At 60.2% G+C, this 22,415-nt stretch carries 17 protein-coding genes; 10 read left to right on the top strand and 7 right to left on the bottom strand.

The window, feature by feature from the left end; translation table 11 throughout:
* Positions 1 to 35: 35 nt before the first annotated feature.
* The 5 genes from FQ182_RS15305 to tpx form a co-directional block, all read right to left on the bottom strand.
* A complete protein-coding gene (locus FQ182_RS15305) occupies positions 36 to 1,505 on the bottom strand; it encodes an efflux transporter outer membrane subunit (protein ID WP_149413331.1) in 1,470 nt (489 codons plus the stop codon).
* Positions 1,502 to 4,609, bottom strand: a complete 3,108-nt coding sequence (locus FQ182_RS15300) for an efflux RND transporter permease subunit (RefSeq protein WP_149413332.1) — start codon at positions 4,607 to 4,609, stop codon at positions 1,502 to 1,504. Before FQ182_RS15300 ends, FQ182_RS15305 begins: the two co-directional genes overlap by 4 nt.
* The gene (locus FQ182_RS15295) at positions 4,606 to 7,707 is read right to left on the bottom strand and encodes an MdtB/MuxB family multidrug efflux RND transporter permease subunit (protein ID WP_149413333.1); all 3,102 of its coding nucleotides are present in this window, start codon (positions 7,705 to 7,707) and stop codon (positions 4,606 to 4,608) included. Before FQ182_RS15295 ends, FQ182_RS15300 begins: the two co-directional genes overlap by 4 nt.
* Entirely contained in the window at positions 7,704 to 9,005 is a 1,302-nt protein-coding gene (locus FQ182_RS15290; protein WP_149413334.1) for an MdtA/MuxA family multidrug efflux RND transporter periplasmic adaptor subunit, read from the bottom strand. The genes FQ182_RS15295 and FQ182_RS15290 overlap by 4 nt, the downstream gene beginning before the upstream one ends.
* 233 nt (positions 9,006 to 9,238) lie before the next feature.
* The gene (gene tpx / locus FQ182_RS15285; RefSeq protein WP_149413335.1) at positions 9,239 to 9,739 is read right to left on the bottom strand and encodes a thiol peroxidase; all 501 of its coding nucleotides are present in this window, start codon (positions 9,737 to 9,739) and stop codon (positions 9,239 to 9,241) included.
* A gap of 159 nt (positions 9,740 to 9,898) precedes the next feature.
* Between tpx and FQ182_RS15280 the strand changes: the two genes are divergently transcribed.
* The 9 genes from FQ182_RS15280 (at position 9,899) to FQ182_RS15240 (ending at position 20,675) form a co-directional block, all read left to right on the top strand.
* Positions 9,899 to 11,188 (top strand): glycosyltransferase, encoded by a 1,290-nt coding sequence (locus FQ182_RS15280; protein WP_149413336.1) that lies wholly within the window; start codon positions 9,899 to 9,901, stop codon positions 11,186 to 11,188.
* Positions 11,189 to 11,260: 72 nt separating this feature from the next.
* Positions 11,261 to 12,166, top strand: a complete 906-nt coding sequence (locus FQ182_RS15275; RefSeq protein WP_149413337.1) for an AraC family transcriptional regulator — start codon at positions 11,261 to 11,263, stop codon at positions 12,164 to 12,166.
* 230 nt (positions 12,167 to 12,396) lie between these two features.
* The gene (locus FQ182_RS15270; protein ID WP_149413338.1) at positions 12,397 to 13,707 is read left to right on the top strand and encodes a sugar ABC transporter substrate-binding protein; all 1,311 of its coding nucleotides are present in this window, start codon (positions 12,397 to 12,399) and stop codon (positions 13,705 to 13,707) included.
* A 113-nt stretch (positions 13,708 to 13,820) separates the two neighbouring features.
* Positions 13,821 to 14,747, top strand: a complete 927-nt coding sequence (locus FQ182_RS15265; protein WP_149413339.1) for a carbohydrate ABC transporter permease — start codon at positions 13,821 to 13,823, stop codon at positions 14,745 to 14,747.
* A gap of 10 nt (positions 14,748 to 14,757) precedes the next feature.
* Entirely contained in the window at positions 14,758 to 15,588 is an 831-nt protein-coding gene (locus tag FQ182_RS15260; protein ID WP_149413340.1) for a carbohydrate ABC transporter permease, read from the top strand.
* Positions 15,589 to 15,628: 40 nt separating this feature from the next.
* Complete coding sequence (locus tag FQ182_RS15255; RefSeq protein WP_149413341.1) at positions 15,629 to 16,732, top strand: ABC transporter ATP-binding protein; 1,104 nt, start codon at positions 15,629 to 15,631, stop codon at positions 16,730 to 16,732.
* 17 nt (positions 16,733 to 16,749) lie between these two features.
* Complete coding sequence (locus tag FQ182_RS15250; RefSeq protein WP_149413342.1) at positions 16,750 to 18,231, top strand: mannitol dehydrogenase family protein; 1,482 nt, start codon at positions 16,750 to 16,752, stop codon at positions 18,229 to 18,231.
* An 11-nt stretch (positions 18,232 to 18,242) separates the two neighbouring features.
* Entirely contained in the window at positions 18,243 to 19,724 is a 1,482-nt protein-coding gene (xylB, locus tag FQ182_RS15245; RefSeq protein ID WP_149413343.1) for a xylulokinase, read from the top strand.
* 12 nt (positions 19,725 to 19,736) lie between these two features.
* Positions 19,737 to 20,675, top strand: coding sequence for a carbohydrate kinase (locus FQ182_RS15240; RefSeq protein WP_149413344.1), 939 nt, complete (start codon positions 19,737 to 19,739; stop codon positions 20,673 to 20,675).
* 45 nt (positions 20,676 to 20,720) lie between these two features.
* Here the strand turns inward: FQ182_RS15240 and aqpZ are convergent, their stop codons facing one another.
* Positions 20,721 to 21,404 carry an aquaporin Z gene (gene aqpZ, locus FQ182_RS15235; RefSeq protein WP_149413345.1) on the bottom strand — a complete coding sequence of 228 codons (684 nt, stop codon included), beginning with the start codon at positions 21,402 to 21,404 and terminating at the stop codon, positions 20,721 to 20,723.
* Positions 21,405 to 21,647: 243 nt separating this feature from the next.
* On the opposite strand from aqpZ, the gene FQ182_RS15230 reads away from it, so the two are divergent.
* Positions 21,648 to 22,046 carry a hypothetical protein gene (locus tag FQ182_RS15230; RefSeq protein WP_149413346.1) on the top strand — a complete coding sequence of 133 codons (399 nt, stop codon included), beginning with the start codon at positions 21,648 to 21,650 and terminating at the stop codon, positions 22,044 to 22,046.
* On the opposite strand, the gene FQ182_RS15225 is transcribed toward FQ182_RS15230, so the two are convergent.
* On the bottom strand, positions 22,043 to 22,315 hold the full coding sequence (locus FQ182_RS15225; RefSeq protein WP_149413395.1) for a DUF1652 domain-containing protein: 273 nt from the start codon (positions 22,313 to 22,315) through the stop codon (positions 22,043 to 22,045). The two genes, FQ182_RS15230 and FQ182_RS15225, sit on opposite strands and share 4 nt — an antisense overlap.
* Positions 22,316 to 22,415: the final 100 nt, after the last annotated feature.

The following is a 22,415-nucleotide window of genomic DNA, read 5'->3' as shown; positions in this document are numbered from 1 at the left end:
CAACTGCTGCAGGTAGTCCCCACCAGGGTGTTTGTTTACTCTTTGTCGCTCACCTGCATCTGCCCATCCCAACCGCCGCCCAATGCCGCGATCAACTGTACGCTGGCCACCAGGCGGGTTTGCAGCAAGGTCAGCACGGTGCGCTCGTTGCTCAAGGCGGTGGCCTGGACGGTGACCACATCGAGGTAGGCAATCAGCCCGGCCTTGTACTGGTTCTGGGTCAGGCGCAAGGATTCGCGAGCGGCTTCCAGCGCTTCGTTGCTCACCCCTGCCTCATCTTCCAGGACCTTGAGCTGGACCATGTAGTTTTCCACCTCACGGAAGCCGTCGAGTACGGTCTGGCGGTACTTGGCCACGGTTTCGTCGTAGGACGCTTCGGCGCGGTCGACTTCCGCCGAGCGTTGGCCGCCGTCGAACAGGGTCATGGCCAGTTTCGGCCCCACCGACCAGAAGCGATTCGGCAGGCTGATCCAGTCGGCGTAGGTGCTGCTGGAATAGCCGCCTGCAAGGTTTAGGGTCAGGTCTGGGTAGTAGGCGGTCTTTGCCACGCCGATATTGGCGTTGGCGGCAATCACTGCGCGCTCCGCCGAGGCGATGTCCGGGCGGCGCTCCAGCAGTTGCGATGGCAGGTTGACCGGAATCTGCGGCAGGGCGGGAATGTCCTTGCTCACTGCCAGCTCAAAGTTGGTGGGTGCAATACCGATCAGCACGGCAATCGCGTTTTCCAGCTGGGCGCGCTGCCAGATCAGGTCGATCATGCTGGCTTGAGTGCTTTTGAGCTGCGTCTGCGCCTGGGCCACGGCGTCCCTGCCGGACACGCCGGCGCGGTACTGGTTTTCAGTCATTTGCAGCGAGCGTTGGTAGGTTTCGACCGTGGCTTGCAACAAGCGGGTCTGCTCATCCATGACCCGCAGTTGCAGATAATTCTGCACCAGTTCCGATTGCTGGCTCAGGCGCATGGCCGCCAAGTCCGCCGAGCTGCCTTCGGCGCTGGCTTCGTTGGCTTCCAGGCCACGGCGCAACTTGCCCCAGATATCGGCTTCCCAGCTGACGCCCAACTGGGTATTGAAGGTATCGCGGATTCCGCTGCTGGAGCTGCTCAGGCTGGCGCTGCTGCTGCCGGTACCCTGGCTGGCACGGGTTTTCCCGGCGCTCAAGTCCACGGTGGGAAAAAACGCGCCCCTTGAGCTGCGCACCAATGCCTGGGCCTGACGGTAGCGGGCCTCGGCCTGGGCGACGGTCTGGTTGGCGTTGTTGAGCTTATCCACCAGATCGTTGAGCTGTTTGTCACCGTACAACTCCCACCAGGCACCACGAGCCAAAGAGTCGCTTGGCGAGGCCTGGCGCCAACCCTTGGCCTCTTTGTACTGGACCGGCTCGCTCAGCTGCGGGCGCTTGTAGTCGGGGCCGATGGCGCAGGCGCTGAGCATCAAGGCGCAGAGCGCCAGAGCCAGCAGGCTGGAGCCGCGAGTCATGGCGCCCTTTGCAAATGTGGAATCAGTCATAGCGCAGTGTCCAGGGCAGCATCGGTACGCACCCCGCGCCAGCCGTTGAAACGGCGGCGAAGGCGGTCGAGATAAAGGTAAACCACCGGGGTGGTGTAAAGGGTCAGGATCTGGCTGAACACCAGGCCGCCGATAATCGTCAGGCCCAGGGGCTGGCGCATTTCCGCGCCTTCGGCGGTGCTCAGCAGCAACGGCAACGCGCCGAGGATCGCCGCCAGGGTGGTCATCAGGATTGGCCGCAGACGCAGCAGGCAGGCGCTGCGAATCGACTCCAGCGGTTCCATGCCGTCCTTGCGCTCCAGTTGCAGCGCCAGGTCGATCATCAGGATGGCGTTTTTCTTCACCACACCAATCAACAGGAACAGCCCGAGCAGGGAGATCAGGCTGAACTCACCGCCCAACACGTAAATCGACAGCAAGGCACCGACACCGGCCGAGGGCAAGGTCGAGAGGATGGTCAACGGGTGGATGTAACTTTCATACAGAATCCCGAGAACCAGATAAACCGCCACCAGGGCGCCGAGGATCATCCACGGCTGGCTTTTTTGGGTGGCAGCGAAGGCGTCGGCGGTACCCGCCATCTTGGCGATGACGTCTTCCGGCAGACCGACCTTGGCAATTGCCCGCTCGATGGCGGCTGTGCCCTGCGCCACCGTGACTCCCGGGGACATGTCGAAAGCGATGTCTTCCGAGGCGAACTGGCCCTCGTGACTGACACGATCGTCCGCCAGGCTGTTTTCATAGTGAGCGATGGTCGACAAGGGAATCCGTGCGCCATCTGCGGTAATCACCTGCACCTGCTTCAGAGTGATCGGGTCCTGGGCATATTTCGGATTGACCTCCATGACCACCTGGTACTGGTTGAGGCTGTCATAGATGGTGGAAATCTGCCGCTGGCTGTAGGCGTTGTTCAGCACTGAGGTGACCATGTCCATGTCCACCCCCAGGCGCTTGGCCTGGTCGCGGTCGACGATCAGCGTGACTTGTTGCGCGCCACGGCCTTCGCGGGCGTCGATGGCGGTCAACTCTGGCAATTCACGCAAGGCGGCGACCACTTTCGGGTACCACAGGCGCAAGGCTGCCAGGTCGCCACTTTGCAGGATGTAGGAGTATTGCGAGGAGGTCTGGTCGCGGCCCCCGCCAAACTGTAGGTCCTGGTCGGCCATCAGCATCAATCGCCCGCCCGGCACCGGTGGCACGGTTTTGCGCATGCGCTCGATGACCTGCTGCGCGGAAATCTTGCGCTCGCTGATGGGCTTGAGCCGCACCAGCATCACGGCATTGTTGGTGCCACTGTTGCCGCCGATAAAACCCGCCACACTTTCCACCGCTGGGTCTTGCAATACGGCCTTGCGGAAGATTTCCATCTTCGGCTGCATGACGCTGAAGGACAGCCCGTCATCCCCGCGGACAAAACCGATCAACTGCCCGGTGTCCTGTTGCGGCATAAAGGTTTTCGGCACCACCACGTACAGTGCGACGTTGACGCCAATGGTCACGAACAGGCTGAGCAGGGTCAGGCGCCGGTGCTTGAGTACCCAGTCCAGGCTACTGGCATAACCGGCGACCATGAGGTCGTTGACCTTGCGGCTCCAGCGCTGCAAGCCGCTCTCCTGGTCTTTGACATGGGGCTTGAGCCAGCGGGCGCAGAGCATCGGGGTCAAGGTCAGGGAGACCACCAGCGAGACAATGATTGCTGCCGCCAATGTGATGGAGAACTCCCGGAACAAACTGGTGACGATTCCGCCCATGAACAGGATCGACAGGAACACCGCCACCAGCGACACATTCATCGACAGCAAGGTAAAGCCGACTTCCTTGGCCCCCAGGTACGCGGCCTTCATGGGTGGGATACCGTCGTCGATGTGCCGGGAAATGTTCTCCAGCACCACGATGGCGTCGTCCACCACCAGGCCAGTGGCCAGGATCAATGCCATCAGCGACAGGTTGTTCAGGGAAAACCCAAACAGATACATCACCGCAAAGGTGCCCACCAGGGACACCGGCACCGCCAATGTCGGGATCAACGACGCACGGAAGTTACCAAGAAACAGGTACACCACCAGGATCACCAGGGCCACGGCGATCAGCAGGGTCATCTCGGCTTCGTGCAAGGTGGCTTTGATCACCGGCGAGCGATCCATGGCCAGGTTCAGCTTGACACTGGACGGCAACACCGCCTGCAGCGCCGGCAACTGCGCCTTGATCTGCGCCACGGTCTCGATGATGTTAGCGCCGGACTGGCGATTGATCACTAGCAGCACCGCCGAATCGTTGTTGAAAAAACCGCTGTTGTAGCGGTCTTCGACACCGTCGCTGATCTTGGCTACGTCGCTCAGGCGCAGTGCCGCGCCGTCCTGGTAGCGAATCACCAGGGGCTCGTAGTCCTTGGCTTTTTCCAGCTGGTCATTAGCCTGGATCTGCCAGTTGCGCTGGCCATCCTCCACCGAACCCTTGGGGCGGCGCACGTTGGCATTGGCGATGGTGTTGCGTACATCGTCCAGGGCCACGCCGTACTGGTCGAGGGCCTTGGGTTCCAGTTCAATGCGCACCGCCGGCAGGGAGCTGCCGCCAATTTGTACTTCACCGACCCCCGGCACCTGGGACAGGCTTTGGGACAGAATGGTCGAGGCCAGGTCGTAGAGCTGGCCCTTGGGCAACACGTCCGAGGTCAGCGACAGCACCATGATGGGCGCCTGGGACGGGTTGATCTTTTTATAGGTGGGCATGCTGCGCATGCCGCTGGGCAGCAAGTTGCGGGAGGCGTTGATCGCCGCCTGTACTTCCCGCGCCGCGCCATTGATGTCGCGGTCGCTGTCGAAGGCGAGGATCACCCGGGTCGACCCCTGGCTCGACGAACTGCTCATGGTAGTGATGCCGGCAATTGCGCCGAAGGAGCGTTCCAATGGCGTTGCCACTGTAGACGCCATCACCTCGGGGCTGGCGCCGGGCAAGCTGGCTTGCACGACAATCACCGGGAAGTCGATCTGCGGCAATGGCGCCACCGCCAGCAGGTTGAAGCTGACGCCGCCCAGCAGCATGATCGCCAGGCTCAGCAGCATGGTGGCTACCGGCCGACGAATGAAAGGTCCGGACAGGTTCATGGCTCAACCGGCTCCAGGCGCTCGGGCTGTTTGCGCCAGCGGCGGCCAAGGCGGTCAAAGTACAGGTAGATCACCGGCGTCGTGAACAGCGTCAACACCTGGCTCAACAGCAACCCGCCGACCATCACCAGGCCCAGCGGCTGGCGCAATTCGGCGCCGGAACCCGTGGCCAACATCAACGGCACCGCACCGAACAAGGCCGCCAGGGTGGTCATCAGGATCGGCCGGAACCTCAGCAGCGCCGCCTGATAAATCGCCGTTTGCGGGTCAAGCCCCTGGTTGCGCTCGGCGTCGAGGGCGAAGTCGATCATCATGATCGCGTTCTTCTTGACGATACCGATCAGCAGAATGATGCCGATGATGGCGATCATCCCCAGGTCGTTGCCACTGAGCAGCAAGGCCAACAAGGCCCCCACCGCCGCCGATGGTAAGGTCGAGAGAATGGTGATCGGGTGGATATAGCTCTCGTAGAGCACCCCCAGCACGATGTACATGGTCACCACCGCCGCCAGGATCAGCAGCAAGGTGCTCGACAGCGAAGCCTCGAACGCCTGGGCGGCGCCCTGGAACTGGGTTTGCACGCCCACCGGCATGCTGATGTCCTTCTGCATCTGGTTGATCAGTTCCACACCCTTGCCCAACGCCACGCCGGGCGCGAGGTTGAACGACATCATCACCGCCGGGAACTGACCGATATGGGTAATCGCCAGTTGTGCCTGGCGCTGTTCGACATGGGCCAGGCTCGACAACCGTACCTGGCCGCCGTCGGTGGTCTTCACATGGATCTGGTTCAGAGCGTCCGGCCCCAGGCTTTCCCCGGACTGGGCTTGCAATACCACGCGGTACTGGCTGGCCTGGGTGTAGATGGTAGAAATCTGTCGCTGGCCGAAGGCGTCGTACAGCGCATCGGTGATGGTCGCCACCGATACGCCCAGGCGCGAGGCTGCATCACGGTCAATCACCAAATACACCTGCAAGCCCTTGTCCTGCAGGTCGCTGGCGACATCGGTGAGTTCCGGCAACTCGCTCAGTGCGTGCACCAGCTTGCCGCTCCACAGCGCCAACAAGTCGGCATCCGGCGAGGACATGCTGAACTGGTACTGGGTGCGACTGACACGGTCTTCGATGGTCAGGTCCTGCACCGGCTGCATAAACAGGCGAATGCCTACCAGTTTGTCCAGTTGCGGTTGCAGGCGAGTGATGATCTGCGTGGCACTCAGGTCTCTTTCGCGGTGAGGCTTGAGGTTGATCAGCAGGCGGCCGCTGTTGAGGGTCGCGTTATCACCGTCGACCCCGATGTAAGACGACAGGCTTTCGACTGACGGATCTTCCAGGATGATTTTCGCCAGTTCCTGCTGGCGCTGGCTCATGGCGGCAAAGGAGATAGATTGCGGCGCTTCGGAAATGCCCTGGATCACCCCAGTGTCCTGCACCGGGAAAAAGCCCTTTGGCACCACCAGGTACAGCACCACCGTCAGGCCCAGGGTAGCGATAGCCACCAGCAGGGTCAGCGGCTGGTGCTTGAGCACCCACTGCAACTTGCGCCCGTAGGCGGCGACCAGCCAGTCGATCCAGGCGCCGCTGGCCTTGTAGAAGCGGCTCTGTTCCTCTTCCTTTGGTTCGCGTTTGAGCAGGCGCGCGCACATCATCGGCGTCAGAGTCAGAGACACCACCAGGGAGATCAGGATTGCCACCGCCAGGGTGATGGCAAATTCGCGGAACAGGCGCCCCACTACATCAGCCATGAACAGCAACGGAATCAGTACGGCGATCAGCGACAGCGTCAGGGAAATCAGGGTGAAGCCAATCTGCTTGGCACCCTTGAGCGCCGCGGCCATGGGTGTTTCGCCTTCCTCGATATAGCGGGAAATGTTCTCCAGCATGACGATGGCGTCGTCCACCACAAAGCCAGTGGCGATGGTCAGGGCCATCAGCGTCAGGTTATTGATGGAGAAACCGGCCAGGTACATCACGCCAAAGGTGCCCACCAGGGACAGCGGTACCGCAATCGACGGAATAATGGTGGCGCTGAATCGGCGCAGGAACAGGAACGTCACCATTACCACCAGGGCGATGGCGATCAGCAATTCGTGTTGTACGTCGGTAACAGAAGCACGGATGGTTTGGGTGCGGTCGGTGAGCACCGTTACCTCCAGGCCGGCCGGCAGGTTGTCGGTGATGCTGGGCAGCAGCGCCTTGATCCGGTCCACCACCTCGATAACGTTGGCACCCGGTTGGCGCTGGATGTTCAGCAGCACGGCCTGGTTTTCATTGGCCCAGGCAGCGAGGCGTTCGTTTTCGGCGCCGTCGACGATTTGCGCGACGTCCTTGAGGCGCAACGGCGCGCCATTGCTGTAGGCAAGGATCAGTTCAGCGTATTGCTCGGGCGAGACCAACTGGTCGTTGGCGTCGAGCATCGAGACGCGGGTCGGGCCGTCGAAGTTGCCCTTGGGCTGGTTGACGTTGGAGGCGGTAATCAAGGTGCGCACGTCCGACAGGTTTAAGCCATTGGCGGCAAGAGCCTCTGGGTTGACCTTGATGCGGACCGCCTGGCGCTGGCCGCCAGCGATGCTGACCATGCCGACGCCGCTGATCTGGGCGATTTTCTGCGCCATGCGGGTGTCGACCAAGTCATTGAGCTTGGGCAGCAGCATGGTTTTTGAGGTGATGGCCAGGGTTAGCACTGGCGTGTCTGCGGGGTTGACCTTGTTGTACACCGGGGGCGCCGGCAAGTCCTTGGGCAGCAGGTTTGTGGCAGCGTTGATCGCGGCCTGGACCTGTTGCTCGGCGACGTCCATGTTGACGTCGAGGTTGAAGCGCAGGGTCAGCACCGAGGCGCCGCCGGAGCTGGTGGACGCCATCTGGGTCAGCCCGGGCATTTGCCCGAACTGACGCTCCAGGGGAGCGGTGACCGCGCTGGTCATCACGTCCGGGCTGGCGCCGGGGTACAGGGTCATGACGCGAATGGTCGGGTAATCCACCTGCGGCAAGGCCGACACCGGCAGCAGGTGGTAGGCAATCAGGCCTGCCAGGACGATGGCCAGCATGCTCAGGGTGGTGGCGACGGGCCTGAGGATGAACAGCCGTGAGAGGTTCATGCGCCGGCCTTTTGCGCCTTGCCGGCATTAGCCGGGCTGCCTTCGCCTTTCGCCGCCGGCTTGCCCTGCAAGTGTTCGGTAGGGCTGGTCGGGACATCGGCGCTGTCGTTGACCACTTCGATGTCGCTGCCGTCCTTCAAGCGGTCGGTGCCTTCCAGGACCACGCGGTCGCCGGCGGCCAGGCCTTCCTTGATCACAGTATTTTCGCCGTCGGTGTCGCCGATCACCAGTGGGCGGATCTTGGCCTTCTTGTCGCCATCGAGGGCATAGACGAAGGTGCCATTGTTGCCGAACTGGATCGCCGCCGACGGCGCCAACACCACATTCTTGAGGGTGTCAGCCAGCAGTCGCACGTTGACGAACTGGTTGGGGAACAGCACCTGGTCCTGGTTATCGAAGCGCGCCTTGAATTTCAGGGTGCCGGTGGTGACGTCGATCTGGTTGTCCAGGCTCTGCAACACGCCGGTGGCTTGCAGCTTCACGTCGCCACGGTCCCAGGCTTGCACTGGCAGCTTGTTGCCGGTGCGATAACGGGCGAGCACGGTTTGCAGGGAGTTTTCCGGCAAGGTGAAGGCGACGTTGATGGGTTGGGTCTGGGTGATCACGGCCAGGGCGGTAGTGTCATTGGCGGCGACCAGGTTGCCGACGTCCAGTTGACGCAGGCCTACGCGCCCGGCGATGGGAGCGCGGATCTTGGTGAATTCGAGGTTGAGTTTCGCGTCGTCGACCGCGCCCTGGTTGGTCTTGACCGTTCCCTGATACTGCATAACCAGCGCGGCTGCGGTGTCCAGGGTTTGCTTGGCGATGCTGTCCTGCTCATAGAGACCGCGATAACGCTCAAGATCGACCTGGGCGTTTTTCAACTGGGCCTGATTCTGCAAGAGCGTGCCCTGGGCCTGGAGCAAGGCATTCTGGTAACTGCGCGGGTCTATTTCCGCCAACAGGTCGCCTGCCTTGACCATTTGCCCTTCTTCAAAGGCAATCTTGACCAACTCTCCCCCGACCCGGCTACGCACATTAATGGTGTTCAACGCCGTTACCGTGCCCAAGGCTTTGTAGTACACAGGGAATTCCCCCTGCACCACCGGCGCCACGCGGACTGGTATCGGGGCGGTGGAACCGCCGAAGCCGGGGCGCATCATCCCGGTTTTGCTGGTGCGACCAGCCGGTGCTTCATTTTGGGCAGCCCCCGTTGGCCAGAATTTCCAGCACAGGCCGGCGATAACCAACAGGACGAACAAGCCGAACAGCCAGCGGCGGGAGTTGCGGGGGGAGGATTGCATGGAGTGATCAACCATTGGGCGCGAGAGCTTCTTCTTGGGGAGGCTGAAAGATAAGCACTGTCGGGCTTTAAGAAAAGCGCCTTTACCGGCTATTTACCTTCGAGCCTACAAACATCTACGTTTTGACTTACAACATCCGGTATCAGGGCTAAGCCGCTGAACCGCAAATAAAAACGGCCTGGACTAGGCCAGGCCGCAATCATGCATCAAGCGTGTTACTGCAAAGCGACAGTCATTTGCCGTAACAGTTACTTCAAAACAGCCAGGGCTGCTTCATAGTTAGGCTCTTGGCCAATTTCAGATACCAGTTCGCTGTGCAGCACGTTGTCGTTTTCATCCAGCACCACGACGGCGCGAGCGGTCAGGCCTTTGAGTGGGCCTTCGGCGATTGCCACACCGTAGTCAACGGCGAAGGCAGCGTCGCGGAAGTCCGACAGGTTCTTCACGTTTTCCAGGCCTTCGGAGCCGCAGAAGCGCGCCTGGGCGAAGGGCAGGTCGGTGGAGATACACAGTACTACTGCGTTGTTCAGTTCGTTGGCCTGGGCGTTGAACTTGCGAACCGAAGTGGCGCAGGTGGGGGTATCAACGCTTGGGAAGATGTTCAGCACTTTGCGCTTGCCGGCGAAAGTGGCCAGGGTTGCTTCCGACAGATCGCCAGCGGTCAGAGTAAAGGCTGGAGCTTTGGAGCCGGTTTGCGGCAATTCGCCTTCAACCTGGACAGGGTTACCACGAAGGGTGACTTGAGCCATGAACAGAATCCTTATGCTGGGTTTTGGTTAAACGAATTCGAGAGGCCGAAGTTAACCACAAAGTGCCGTGGCTACCTACCGCAAGACACAAATTGTCACGCCACGCGGTTGTGGTTTAATTGCGCGCTTTTCGCCCGCCCTTCAAGGAAACCGCCGTCAATGAATCAGCCCGCCACCAAAGTCCTGGTCATTGGTTATGTCTGGCCGGAACCTCGCTCGTCGGCCGCAGGCGGGCACATGATGCAGATTCTGCACAGTTTCCTTGATCAAGGCTGGGACATTACCTTCAGCAGCCCGGCAACGATTGGCGAACACAAGGCCGACTTGCTGGCGCTGGGTATTGGCGAATGCGCCATCGAGCTCAATAACAGCAGTTTCGACGATTTTATTTGTGAACTAGCCCCGGATGTCGTGCTGTTCGATCGTTTCATGATGGAGGAACAGTTTGGCTGGCGCGTCGAAAAGCATTGCCCGGATGCGCTGCGGGTGCTGGAAACCTCAGACTTGCAAAGCCTGCGGGACGCCCGTCATCAGCGCCTTAAGGACCACCTCAAGGCCGATCCGGACGGCGACGATTTCGGCGCACTGTTCGCCCCCGCGCTGGAGGAAGAATTCCAGTTGATGGCCGACACCGACCTGGCCAAGCGCGAGATCGCAGCAATTTACCGCTGCGATATCAGCCTGATGATCTCCGACGTTGAAATCCGCCTGCTCACCGAGCAGTTCAAGGTGCCGGCCGCCCTGCTCCACTGGTGCCCGTTGATGCTGGAGCCGCCGACTGAAGCCTTCACGCCTTTTGAAGACCGCGCGCACTTTCTCAGCATCGGCAACTTCCGCCACGCGCCCAACTGGGATGCGGTGCTCTGGATGAAGAACAGCCTGTGGCCGTTGATCCGCCAGCAACTGCCCGGCGTCCAGTTGCATATATACGGTGCCTACACCCCGCCCAAGGCCACCGCGCTGCACAATCCGGCCCAGGGCTTTCATGTGATGAACTGGGCCGAGGATGCGCTGGCGGTGATGTCGGCCACGCGTATCTGCCTGGCGCCGCTGCGCTTTGGCGCAGGAATCAAGGGCAAACTGGCGGATGCGATGCTCTGTGGCACGCCGAATATCACCACTCCTATGGGTGCTGAAGGCATGAACGATGAGCAAGCCTGGCCCGGCGTTATTGAAGAAAGCGCCAGCGCCTTGGCCGCCGCAGCGGTTGCCCTGTATCAGGACCGCGACCGCTGGACCCTGGCTCAGGAAGACGGCCGGCAGTTGCTTGCCCGCCGTTACTCGCAAGACGTACACGGCCCGGCGCTGGTCGAGCGGCTGGATCAGTGCCGTGGCGAGTTGGCCCAGCACCGGCGCATCAACTTCACCGGCAGTATGCTGCGCCACCACCTGCATAAAAGTACCCAGTACATGGCACAGTGGATCGAGGCAAAAAACCGCACACTTTAAACACAGGCGCTGGCGAGGTTGCGCCCATGGGGGCATTATCCTGTGGGCAACCACAATAAAAGCGACTGCAGCATGACCCGAGCAGCGAGAATCACCGATCCTTCCTACGAGTTAATGGACGACCACAACGGCCTGTCCATCATCTATCGCCAGCACGGTTTCCCGTGTCCGCTGGTGCGCTGGCATTTCCACAAGGAATACGAACTGCACTTGATCGTCGCCAGCTCCGGCAAGGTGTTCATCGGCGATTACATCGGCAACTTCTATCCGCAAAGCCTGTTCCTCACTGGCCCCAACCTGCCCCACAACTGGATCAGCCAGGTGGCGGAAGACGAAGTGGTGCCCAAGCGCGACATGCTGGTGAACTTTACCGATGAGCTGTTTGACGGCGCCAGCCATATCTTCACCGAACTCAAGGCCCTTGCCCCGCTGCTGGACAGGGCGCAGTACGGCATCGAGTTCCGCTGCAAGCACACCATCGCCCAGGCCATGACGCTGATGCAGCGCATCGAAGACGCCCGAGGCATAGCGCGCCTCGGGCATTTCTTTATCCTGCTGGAGGTGCTCAGCGCCTGCGAGGATTATCAGCTGCTCTCCGGCGTGACCACGCCGCAATTGGCCGATGAACACAGCATCGACCGCACCAACCGCGCGGTGGACTACATTTTTGCCCACTACGCGCGGGAGCTGCCTCTGGAAGAAGTGGCCGACTACCTGGGAATGAAGCCCACCTATTTTTCCCGGGTATTCAAACAGGCCACTGGGCGCACTTTTATCGAGTTCGTCAATCGGCTGCGCATCAGCAAATCCTGTGAACTGCTGGCCGATGGCGACAAGGCAGTGACGGATGTGTGCTTTGAATCTGGCTTCAACAATATTTCCAACTTCAATCGGCGCTTCCAGCAGCTCAAGGGTATGACGCCATCCCATTATCGGCACTTGGCGGTGCAGCGGTTGACCGAGCAGAACCTGGCCTGAGACGCAGACGGTCAAGCGTTGAGGGGCTCGACAACGCTACGGATAATCGGGGAAATCGTTTCAGCTGATTTCGGGCTCAGTGCAAAAAAGTATCAGTCCCTGTGTTCCCAAGGATTTGTCAGCACGCCATTAGAAGGCTGTAATCAACGCACACTCTTCCAGCAGCCTTGGAAGACACAACAACAAAAACTGTCCTTCCGTTGCCCTTGGGTGCGGAAATGGAGTGCGCGATGAAGTTCACAGCTAAAGCACTGCTTGCCTCTACTTGCATGACCCTCAGCGCCGTCAGTCTTGGCGCGCAACCCCTGACCATTGCCACCGTCAACAACAGCGATATGATCCGCATGCAAAAGCTCTCGAAAACTTTCGAAGCCGAACATCCGGACATCAAGCTCAATTGGGTGGTGCTCGAAGAAAACGTCCTGCGCCAACGCCTGACCACGGACATCGCCACCCAGGGCGGACAGTTTGATGTGTTGACCATCGGCATGTACGAAGCCGCACTCTGGGGAGCCAAGGGCTGGCTGGAACCTATGAAGGATCTGCCGGCGACCTACGACCTGGACGACGTTTTCCCTTCAGTGCGCGACGGTCTTTCCGTCAAGGGTTCGCTGTACGCCCTGCCGTTCTACGCCGAAAGCTCCATCACCTATTACCGCACCGACCTGTTCAAGGACGCTGGGCTGACCATGCCTGAGCATCCCACCTGGACGCAGATCGGCGAGTTTGCCGAAAAGCTCACCCATAAGGACAAGGAACAATACGGCCTGTGCCTGCGGGGCAAGGCCGGTTGGGGCGAGAACATGGCGCTGATCACCACCCTGGCCAATGGCTACGGTGCACGCTGGTTCGATGAGAAATGGCAGCCGGAATTTAACGGCCCCGAGTGGAAGGACGCGCTGAACTTCTATGTCGATAACATGAAAAAATCCGGTCCGCCGGGTGCCTCCAGCAACGGTTTCAATGAAAACCTGGCGCTGTTCAACAGCGGCAAGTGTGCGATCTGGGTCGACGCCAGCGTTGCCGGCTCGTTTGTCACCGACAAGACCCAAAGCAAGGTCTCCGATCATGTCGGTTTCACCTTCGCGCCCCATCAGGTCACGGACAAAGGCACGTCGTGGATGTATTCCTGGTCCCTCGCAATCCCGACCAGCTCCAAGGCCAAGGACGCCGCCAAGGTGTTCAGTGCCTGGGCCACTTCCAAGGAATACAGTGCACTGGTGGCCAAGACCGACGGCATCGCCAACGTTCCGCCAGGCACGCGTACCTCGACCTACAGCGAGCAATACATGAAGGCCGCGCCATTTGCCAAGGTGACCCTGGAGTCGCTGAAAGTGGCCGATCCGACCAAGCCGACCCTCAAGCCTGTGCCGTACATCGGCATCCAATTGGTGACCATTCCTGAATTCCAGGCCATTGGCACCCAGGTTGGCAAGTTCTTCTCGGGTGCGCTGACCGGGCAGATGACCGTCGACGATGCGCTCAAGCAGGCGCAGACCACCACCGAGCGCGAAATGAAGCGTGCCGGCTACCCCAAGTAACTTGTGGCGAGGGCGTTTTTGTGGCGAGCGGGCAAGCCCGCTCGCCACAACACAACAATAAGCCGGAGCGCCTAGGGTAACTTCGCCCTGACACTACTCAGCATGTGATCACCATGAATACCACCACTGCCCAAGTGCAAACTGCTCAGCCAGAAAAGGCGCGTAAAAGCCGCCTGATCAACCCCGGCTGGTTCCTCGTCAGCCCCTCGGTGGCCTTGTTGCTGCTGTGGATGATCGTGCCGCTGGGCATGACCCTGTACTTTTCGTTGATCCGCTACAACCTGCTCTATCCCGGCGAAAACCAATTCGTGGGCCTTGAGAACTTCACCTACTTCATTACCGATTCAGGCTTCCTGCCTGGTGCGACCAATACTCTGTTGCTGGTGGGCAGCGTGTTGTTGATCAGCGTGGTGCTGGGCGTGCTGATCAGTGCCCTGCTTGAGGCCAGCGAGTTCTTCGGCCGAGGACTGGTGCGGGTCTTGCTGATTTCACCGTTCTTCATCATGCCCACCGTTGGTGCGCTGATCTGGAAGAACCTGATTTTCCACCCGGTGTCTGGCGTTTTGGCGGCGGTGTGGAAGCTGTTCGGCGCCCAGCCTGTGGACTGGCTGGCCCATTACCCGCTGTTGTCGATCATCATCATTGTGTCCTGGCAATGGCTGCCCTTCGCCATCCTGATCCTGATGACCGCCATGCAGTCCCTCGACCAGGAGCAAAAGGAAGCCGCCCGCCTGGACGGTGCCGGTGCCATTGCGATTTTCTGGCACCTGACCCTGCCCCACCTGGCGCGCCCCATCGCCGTGGTGGTGATGATTGAAACCATCTTCCTGCTCTCTGTGTTCGCTGAAATCTTCACCACCACCAACGGTGGCCCCGGCTACGCCTCGACCAACCTCGCCTACCTGATCTACAACCAGGCGCTGGTGCAGTTCGACGTGGGCATGGCGTCGGCCGGCGGCTTGATTGCCGTGGTCATTGCCAATATCGCGGCGATCATCCTGGTGCGGATGCTCGGCAAAAACCTGACTGACAAGCCTTGAGGGCCGCGCCATGACGCTTCAACAATCCCGCCGCCTGCAAAGCCTGCTGCTCGGCACATTGGCCTGGGCCATCGCGATCCTGATTTTCTTCCCGATCTTCTGGATGGTGCTTACCAGTTTCAAGACCGAAATCGACGCCTTTGCCACGCCGCCGCAGTTCATTTTCACGCCCACGCTTGAGAACTACCTGCACATCAACGAGCGCAGCAACTACTTCAGCTTCGCCTGGAACTCGGTGGTGATTTCCTTCAGCGCCACCGCCTTGTGCCTGCTGATTGCGGTGCCGGCGGCCTACTCCATGGCCTTCTACGAAACCCAGCGCACCAAGGGCACGCTGCTGTGGATGTTGTCCACCAAAATGCTGCCGCCAGTGGGCGTACTGATGCCGATCTACCTACTGGCCAAGAGCCTTGGCCTGCTGGATACGCGGGTTGCGCTGATCATCATCTACACCTTGATCAACCTGCCGATCGTGGTCTGGATGGTTTACACCTACTTCAAGGACATTCCCAAGGACATCCTCGAAGCCGCGCGCCTGGACGGCGCCACGCTGTGGCAGGAAATGGTCCGGGTGCTGCTGCCGATTGCCAAGGGTGGCCTGGCCTCCACGGTGTTGCTGTCGCTGATCCTGTGCTGGAACGAGGCGTTCTGGTCGCTGAACCTGACCTCGTCCAACGCTGCGCCATTGACCGCATTGATCGCCTCCTACTCCAGCCCCGAAGGCTTGTTCTGGGCCAAGTTGTCCGCGGTGTCGACCCTGGCCTGCGCGCCGATCCTGATTTTTGGCTGGATCAGCCAGAAACAGCTGGTCCGCGGCTTGTCTTTCGGCGCCGTGAAATAACGGCCCTTTCAACACCAATAATTAGAAGTGGAGGCCCATCATGGCCAACCTGAAAATCAAGAACTTGCAAAAAGGTTTCGAAGGCTTTTCCATCATCAAGGGCATCGACCTGGAAGTGAATGACAAGGAATTCGTAGTCTTCGTCGGCCCGTCAGGCTGCGGTAAATCCACCCTTCTGCGCCTGATTGCGGGCCTTGAAGAAGTCAGCGAAGGCACCATCGAACTGGATGGCCGCGACATCACCGAAGTGACCCCGGCCAAGCGCGACCTGGCGATGGTGTTTCAGACCTATGCGTTGTACCCGCATATGAGCGTGCGCAAGAACATGTCGTTTGCCCTGGACCTGGCGGGTGTCGACAAGAAAATCGTCGAAAGCAAGGTCAATGAAGCGGCGCGCATTCTCGAACTCGGCCCGTTGCTGGAACGCAAGCCCAAGCAGCTCTCTGGTGGTCAGCGTCAACGGGCCGCCATCGGCCGCGCCATTGTGCGCAATCCGAAAATCTTCCTGTTCGACGAACCGCTGTCCAACCTTGACGCCGCGTTGCGGGTGCAGATGCGCCTGGAGCTGGCGCGCCTGCATAAAGAACTGCAAGCGACCATGATCTACGTAACTCACGACCAAGTGGAAGCCATGACCCTCGCTGACAAGGTAGTGGTGCTCAACAGCGGCCGTATTGAACAGGTCGGCTCGCCGCTGGACTTGTACCACCAACCGGCCAATCTGTTTGTCGCGGGCTTTTTGGGCACGCCAAAAATGGGTTTTCTCAAAGGCAAGGTCACGCGGCTTGAAAGCCAGGGCTGCGAAGTCGAGCTGGATGCTGGCACGCGCATCAGTCTGCCCTTGAGCAGCCCAACCCTGAGCATCGGCAGCCAGGTGACCCTGGGTATTCGTCCGGAACACCTGGAACTCGCCTCGCCCGGCGATACCACGCTGACCGTCACCGCCGATGTCGGCGAGCGCCTGGGCAGCGACACCTTTTGCCACGTCATTACATCAAACGGCGAACCGCTGACCCTGCGCATCCGTGGCGACATGGCCAGCCAGTATGGCGAAACGTTGAAGCTGCACCTGGACCCGGTGCACTGCCATCTTTTCGACACCGATGGCGTGGCTGTGGCCCGTCCACTGCGCGCTGCCGCCTGATTTCGCGAGAACCCTTGATGAAACTGAACAAGCAAAACCTCACGCAACTGGCCCCCGAAGTGAAATTGCCAGCCTACGCCATTGCCGATACCAAACAGGGCATTGCCCATATCGGCGTCGGCGGTTTCCATCGGGCTCATCAGGCGTATTACACCGATGCCTTGATGAACACCGGTGTGGACCTGGACTGGAGCATCTGCGGCGTTGGCCTACGGGCAGAAGACCGCAAGGCGCGGGATGACCTGGCGAGTCAGGACTATCTGTTTACCCTGTATGAACTCGGTGATACCGATGACACCGAAGTGCGGGTTATCGGTGCTATCAGCCACATGCTGCTGGCGCAAGACAGTGCCCAGGTGCTGATCGACAAACTGGCCAGCCCAGAGATTCGCATCGTCTCGCTGACCATCACCGAAGGCGGCTACTGCATCGACGACAGCAGCGGCGAATTCATGGCCCACCTGCCGCAGATCCAGCATGACCTGGCCCATCCGGGCGCGCCGAAAACCGTGTTCGGTTTTATCTGCGCCGCCCTGAGCAAGCGCCGTGCCGCCGGCATTCCTGCGTTCACCGTGATGTCCTGCGATAACCTGCCACACAATGGCGCCGTCACCCGCAAGGCGTTGCTGGCCTTCGCTGCGCTGCACAATGCCGACCTGTATGACTGGATCAAGGCCAATGTCAGTTTCCCCAATGCCATGGTCGATCGCATCACACCGATGACCAGTTCGGCCCATCGCCTGCAATTGCATGACGAACACGGCATCGACGACGCCTGGCCGGTGGTCTGCGAGCCGTTTGTGCAGTGGGTGCTGGAAGACAAGTTCGTCAACGGCCGCCCGGCCTGGGAAAAGGTCGGTGTGCAGTTCACCGATGACGTTACGCCTTATGAAGAGATGAAAATTGGCCTACTCAACGGCAGTCACCTGGCGCTGACGTACCTGGGTTTTCTCAAGGGCTATCGTTTTGTCCACGAAACCATGAACGATCCGCTGTTCGTGGCTTATATGCGTGCTTATATGGACCTGGATGTGACGCCGCAACTGGCGCCCGTGCCGGGCATCGACCTGACAGACTATAAGCAGACCCTAGTGGATCGCTTCTCTAACCAGGCGATTGCCGATCAGTTGGAGCGAGTGTGTTCCGATGGTTCGTCGAAATTTCCCAAGTTCACTGTGCCAACCATCAATCGGCTGATTGCCGACGGTCGCGAGACCGAGCGTGCGGCGCTGGTCGTAGCAGCCTGGGCGCTGTATTTGAAGGGTGTGGATGAAAACGGTGTGAGCTACAAGATCCCCGATCCCCGTGCCGAATTTTGCCAGGGCCTGGTGACTGACGATGCATTGATCAGTCAACGCTTGCTGGGGGTGGAAGAGATTTTTGGCACCTCCATTCCCAACTCGCCAGCGTTTGTGGCAGCGTTTGAACGGTGTTTTGCCAGTTTGCGCGATGTGGGTGTGAGCAAGACGCTGGAGCGGTTGCTGGCCAATATCAGTTGAAGGAACCCGTAATGACCCAGCAAAACCTTTTCCTAGGTATCGATTGCGGTACCCAGGGCACCAAGGCCATCGTCATCGACGCCACCAGCGGCAAGGTTCTTGGCCTGGGCGCGGCCAGCCATACGCTGATCAGCGGCGCCAATGGCCGCCGCGAACAGGACACCCACCAGTGGCTGGACGCCTTCACCGAAGCCACTCACCGTGCGCTTCAGCAGGCAGGGGTCGACGGCCAGGACATCCTCGGCATTGGCGTCTCCGGCCAGCAACATGGCCTGGTGTTGCTCGATGACCAAGGCCAGGTATTGCGTCCGGCCAAGCTGTGGTGCGACACCGAAACCGCCCCGCAAAACGATCGACTGCTGCAACATCTGGGCGGCGAACAGGGTTCCCTGGAGCGCCTGGGCGTGGCCATCGCGCCAGGCTATACGGTCTCGAAACTGCTCTGGACCCGCGAGCAACACCCGGACGTTTTCGCCCGCATCGCCCATATCCTGCTGCCCCACGACTACCTCAACTATTGGCTCACCGGCCGCGCATGCGCCGAATACGGTGACGCGTCGGGCACCGGCTACTTCAACGTGCGAACCCGTGAGTGGGATCTGCCACTGCTGCGTCATATCGACCCCGACGGACGCCTGGAAGCGGCACTGCCGCAGTTGATTGAGGCCAATCAGGCAGTGGGCAGCATTCTCCCGGCCATCGCCGAACGCCTGGGCATCAACCCCAATGCCGTGGTGTCCAGCGGCGGCGGCGACAACATGATGGGCGCTATCGGCACCGGCAACATCGCCCCTGGCGTGATCACCATGAGCCTCGGCTCATCCGGCACGGTCTACGCCTTCAGTGATCAACCCAGCGTCAGCCCCCAGGCATCGGTGGCAACCTTCTGTTCGTCCAGCGGCGGCTGGCTGCCGTTGATCTGCACCATGAACCTGACCAACGCCACCGGCGTCATCCGCGAGCTGCTGGACCTGGACCTGGCCAGCTTCAACGCCCAGGTCGCCCAGGCCCCGATTGGTGCCGATGGCGTCAGCATGTTGCCGTTCCTCAACGGCGAGCGAGTGCCCGCCCTGCCCCACGCCACCGGCAGCCTACATGGCTTGACCATGACCAACCTGACCCGACCCAATCTGTGTCGCGCGGTGGTCGAAGGCACCACCTTCGGTTTGCGCTACGGTCTGGACCTGTTGCGCCAGGCCGGCCTGCAAAGTCAAAGTATCCGCCTGATCGGTGGCGGCTCGAAAAGCCCGGTGTGGCGGCAGATGGTCGCGGATATCATGAACACCGAAGTCATCTGTACCGAACAAAGTGAAGCGGCGGCCCTGGGCGCGGCGATCCAGGCGGCCTGGTGCCAGTCTGGTGAAAGCCTGGCGGCCCTTTGCGCTCGTTGCGTCAGTGTCGATCCGGCCAGCCTGAGCAAGCCTGTGGCAACCAGCGTCAGCGCCTATCAACACGCCTATGAGCGTTATCAACAGCACGTAGCATCCCTTTAAGAGCGAACGAATATGTATTTGGTATGTGGCGAAGCGCTGTTTGATTTTTTCAGCGAAGACGATGCCAGCGGCCAGGCATCGAAGGTCAATTTCAAGGCCATTGCTGGCGGCTCGCCGTTCAACGTTGCGGTGGGGCTGCGCCGCCTGGGCATCGACGCCGGGCTGTTCGCTGGTTTATCCAGTGATTACCTGGGGCAGCGTTTGCTGCAGGTGCTCAAGCTGGAAGGCGTACGCGAGGATTACCTGCTGGAGTTTGCCGCACCGACCACCTTGGCGATGGTTGCCGTGGGCGCCAACGGTTCACCGCAATACAGCTTTCGCGGTGAAGGCTGCGCTGACCGGCAATTACAGGTGCAGCATTTACCAGCGCTGGGGCCAGAAGTTCGCGGCTTGCACATAGGCTCCTTCTCCCTGGTGGTGCAGCCGATTGCCGACACGTTGTTGGCATTGGTCCGTAGGGAAAGTGGCAAACGCCTGATCAGCCTCGACCCCAACGTTCGCCTGAATCCCGAGCCGAACATCGAACTATGGCGCCAGCGCGTGGCCGAGTTGGTCAAGCATGCCGACCTAATCAAGGTTAGTGATGAGGACTTGCACCTGCTCTACCCCGGCCAAACCCCGGAAAGCGTGTTGCAAGGCTGGTTGCAGCACCGTTGCCAACTGATCTTCCTGACCCGTGGCGGCGATGGCGCCACGGTGTTTAGCCGTCAGCACGGCAGTTGGTCGGCGACTGCGGTCAAGGTGGTGATGGCCGATACCGTCGGCGCTGGTGATACCTTCCAGGCGGCGTTGATCGCCTGGTTGACCGAGCAGCAACTGGACTCGGTCGATGGGCTGCAACAGCTGACGCGTGAACAGCTCGACAGCATGCTCAAGTTTGCCATTCGCGCCGCCGCCTTGACCTGCGCCAAGACCGGTCCGGACTTGCCGTATCGTCACCAGTTGGACTGACTTGGACAAACCGCGCGCCGACCGTGTCGGTGCGCGCCTACAGCGTTATTTCTCCCTGACCGCCCGGGCAACCAGCGCTCCCGCCACACCTCCCACTATTGGAGCAGCCCAGAACACCCAGAGTTGTGTCAGATACGCACCACCGGCAAACAACGCCGGCCCTGTGCTGCGGGCCGGGTTCACTGATGTATTAGTGACTGGAATCAGCACCAGATGGATCAACGTCAGCGTCAAGCCAATGGCGATGGGGGCAAACCCCACCGGCGCACCGGGTGAGGTGACTCGCATGATGATGAATACAAAAAAGAACGTTGCCACCACTTCTGCCACTATCGCGGCCAGCAGGCTGTATTGCCCCGGACTCAGCTCGCCAAACCCATTTGCGGCAAACCCGCCCAACTCAAAATCCGGACGACCGCTGGCAATCAGTGCCAGAACCGCAGCCGCCACAATAGCTCCGGCAACCTGGGCAATGATGTAAGGCAACACATCGCCCCCCGGCATTCGACGCCCGACCCACAGGCCGATGGTCACTGCCGGGTTGAAATGCGCTCCAGAAATACTGCCCACCGCATAGGCCATGGTCAGCACCGTCAGGCCAAACGCCAGGGAAACGCCGGCAAAGCCGATACCCAACTCTGGAAACTCCGCCGCTAGGATTGCACTGCCACAACCGCCGAACGTCAGCCAGAACGTCCCGAGAAACTCTGCTGCGATTTTTTGTTGCAAGGTTAATTCCGCCTGTTGTTCATGTCCGCCTACCTGTTTTCCATCACGTGGATGGCTCCGACAGAGACGTTAGCAACAGCGCGCAACCTCGCCGTATCAGACTTTTCTGGTTAGAGGAAAAGGCATGGGACTTTCGATGCGTGTACTTTGCAGAATTGATGGCGCGGGACGGTAAGCACTCGGGACAAGCGCCTCATCACCCGGTATGCTTTTGCCCTTCTGAAACGGCCGAAAGGATTCGCCATGCAGCTCAGCTTCCGTACCGTCGCCACCTTCACCGCCCTGCTGTGTTTCGCCCTGGCGATCATCTGGGGGCTGCGGCCCGACCTGCTGCTGTGGCTGTGGAGTGTCGAGTATTCGAGCGCCACGGGATTGGTCTCCCGACGCAACGCCGCATTGTTCCTGGGCATCGGCATTATGTTTTATCGAGTCCGGCATGCCCTGCCATCGGCCACACGGCGAGCCATGACCACAGGCTTTGTGACCGGCTGTTTTGCGCTGGCGGTGCTGGGAGTCGGCGAATGGCTCAACGGCCACGCGGGGCCCGGAATTTTGCTGGCGGTGATCACAGAAGCGGCGTTGGGCCTGGCATTTATCCAGGCCCAGAAGTCAGCGCTTACACAGCCGCAGCCCTCCCTTTAATAATAGTAGGGACGCGCACCGACTCTTGTAAGAGGAGGGATGTGTTGCTGCTTGAGGTCTTCGCGCAACCCGGTGATCAGATTGCAGATGGCTCGACTGCTATCGAGTTTATCCGCCCGAATGCCCGTCACTAGCAGATTCACTCGCTCATGGTCTTTGTCGTCGTAGATTTTGACCGTCAGCGAAGCATCCTCGGCCTTGATGCATTCGCAACGTTTAGGCAGGAAACTTCCTTCAATAATGCTGCGTAACTCTAGATCCGAAAGCATGGCCAACCTCTCCTTTTTTGAGACTGCCAATAGGTTTTTATGGATGTACGTATCGTTGGCAGCCGCACGGTTGCGCCTGCCTGTTGCGCCTTGCCAACCA

Source organism: Pseudomonas sp. ANT_H4 (assembly GCF_008369295.1).
Taxonomy (GTDB): Bacteria; Pseudomonadota; Gammaproteobacteria; order Pseudomonadales; family Pseudomonadaceae; genus Aquipseudomonas.
The sequence above is the reverse complement of the archived record's forward strand: the minus strand, read 5'-3'. Positions and strand labels throughout refer to the sequence as shown.

Coding starts and splice junctions, on each gene's coding strand:
- FQ182_RS15265 (WP_149413339.1), top strand. CDS start 13,821: ATGAATACCACCACTGCCCAAGTGCAAACTGCTCAGCCAGAAAAGGCG.
- tpx (WP_149413335.1), bottom strand. CDS start 9,739: ATGGCTCAAGTCACCCTTCGTGGTAACCCTGTCCAGGTTGAAGGCGAA.
- FQ182_RS15270 (WP_149413338.1), top strand. CDS start 12,397: ATGAAGTTCACAGCTAAAGCACTGCTTGCCTCTACTTGCATGACCCTC.
- FQ182_RS15280 (WP_149413336.1), top strand. CDS start 9,899: ATGAATCAGCCCGCCACCAAAGTCCTGGTCATTGGTTATGTCTGGCCG.
- FQ182_RS15305 (WP_149413331.1), bottom strand. CDS start 1,505: ATGACTGATTCCACATTTGCAAAGGGCGCCATGACTCGCGGCTCCAGC.
- FQ182_RS15240 (WP_149413344.1), top strand. CDS start 19,737: ATGTATTTGGTATGTGGCGAAGCGCTGTTTGATTTTTTCAGCGAAGAC.
- FQ182_RS15295 (WP_149413333.1), bottom strand. CDS start 7,707: ATGAACCTCTCACGGCTGTTCATCCTCAGGCCCGTCGCCACCACCCTG.
- FQ182_RS15225 (WP_149413395.1), bottom strand. CDS start 22,315: ATGCTTTCGGATCTAGAGTTACGCAGCATTATTGAAGGAAGTTTCCTG.
- FQ182_RS15260 (WP_149413340.1), top strand. CDS start 14,758: ATGACGCTTCAACAATCCCGCCGCCTGCAAAGCCTGCTGCTCGGCACA.
- xylB (WP_149413343.1), top strand. CDS start 18,243: ATGACCCAGCAAAACCTTTTCCTAGGTATCGATTGCGGTACCCAGGGC.
- FQ182_RS15255 (WP_149413341.1), top strand. CDS start 15,629: ATGGCCAACCTGAAAATCAAGAACTTGCAAAAAGGTTTCGAAGGCTTT.
- FQ182_RS15230 (WP_149413346.1), top strand. CDS start 21,648: ATGCAGCTCAGCTTCCGTACCGTCGCCACCTTCACCGCCCTGCTGTGT.
- FQ182_RS15290 (WP_149413334.1), bottom strand. CDS start 9,005: ATGGTTGATCACTCCATGCAATCCTCCCCCCGCAACTCCCGCCGCTGG.
- FQ182_RS15250 (WP_149413342.1), top strand. CDS start 16,750: ATGAAACTGAACAAGCAAAACCTCACGCAACTGGCCCCCGAAGTGAAA.
- FQ182_RS15275 (WP_149413337.1), top strand. CDS start 11,261: ATGACCCGAGCAGCGAGAATCACCGATCCTTCCTACGAGTTAATGGAC.
- FQ182_RS15300 (WP_149413332.1), bottom strand. CDS start 4,609: ATGAACCTGTCCGGACCTTTCATTCGTCGGCCGGTAGCCACCATGCTG.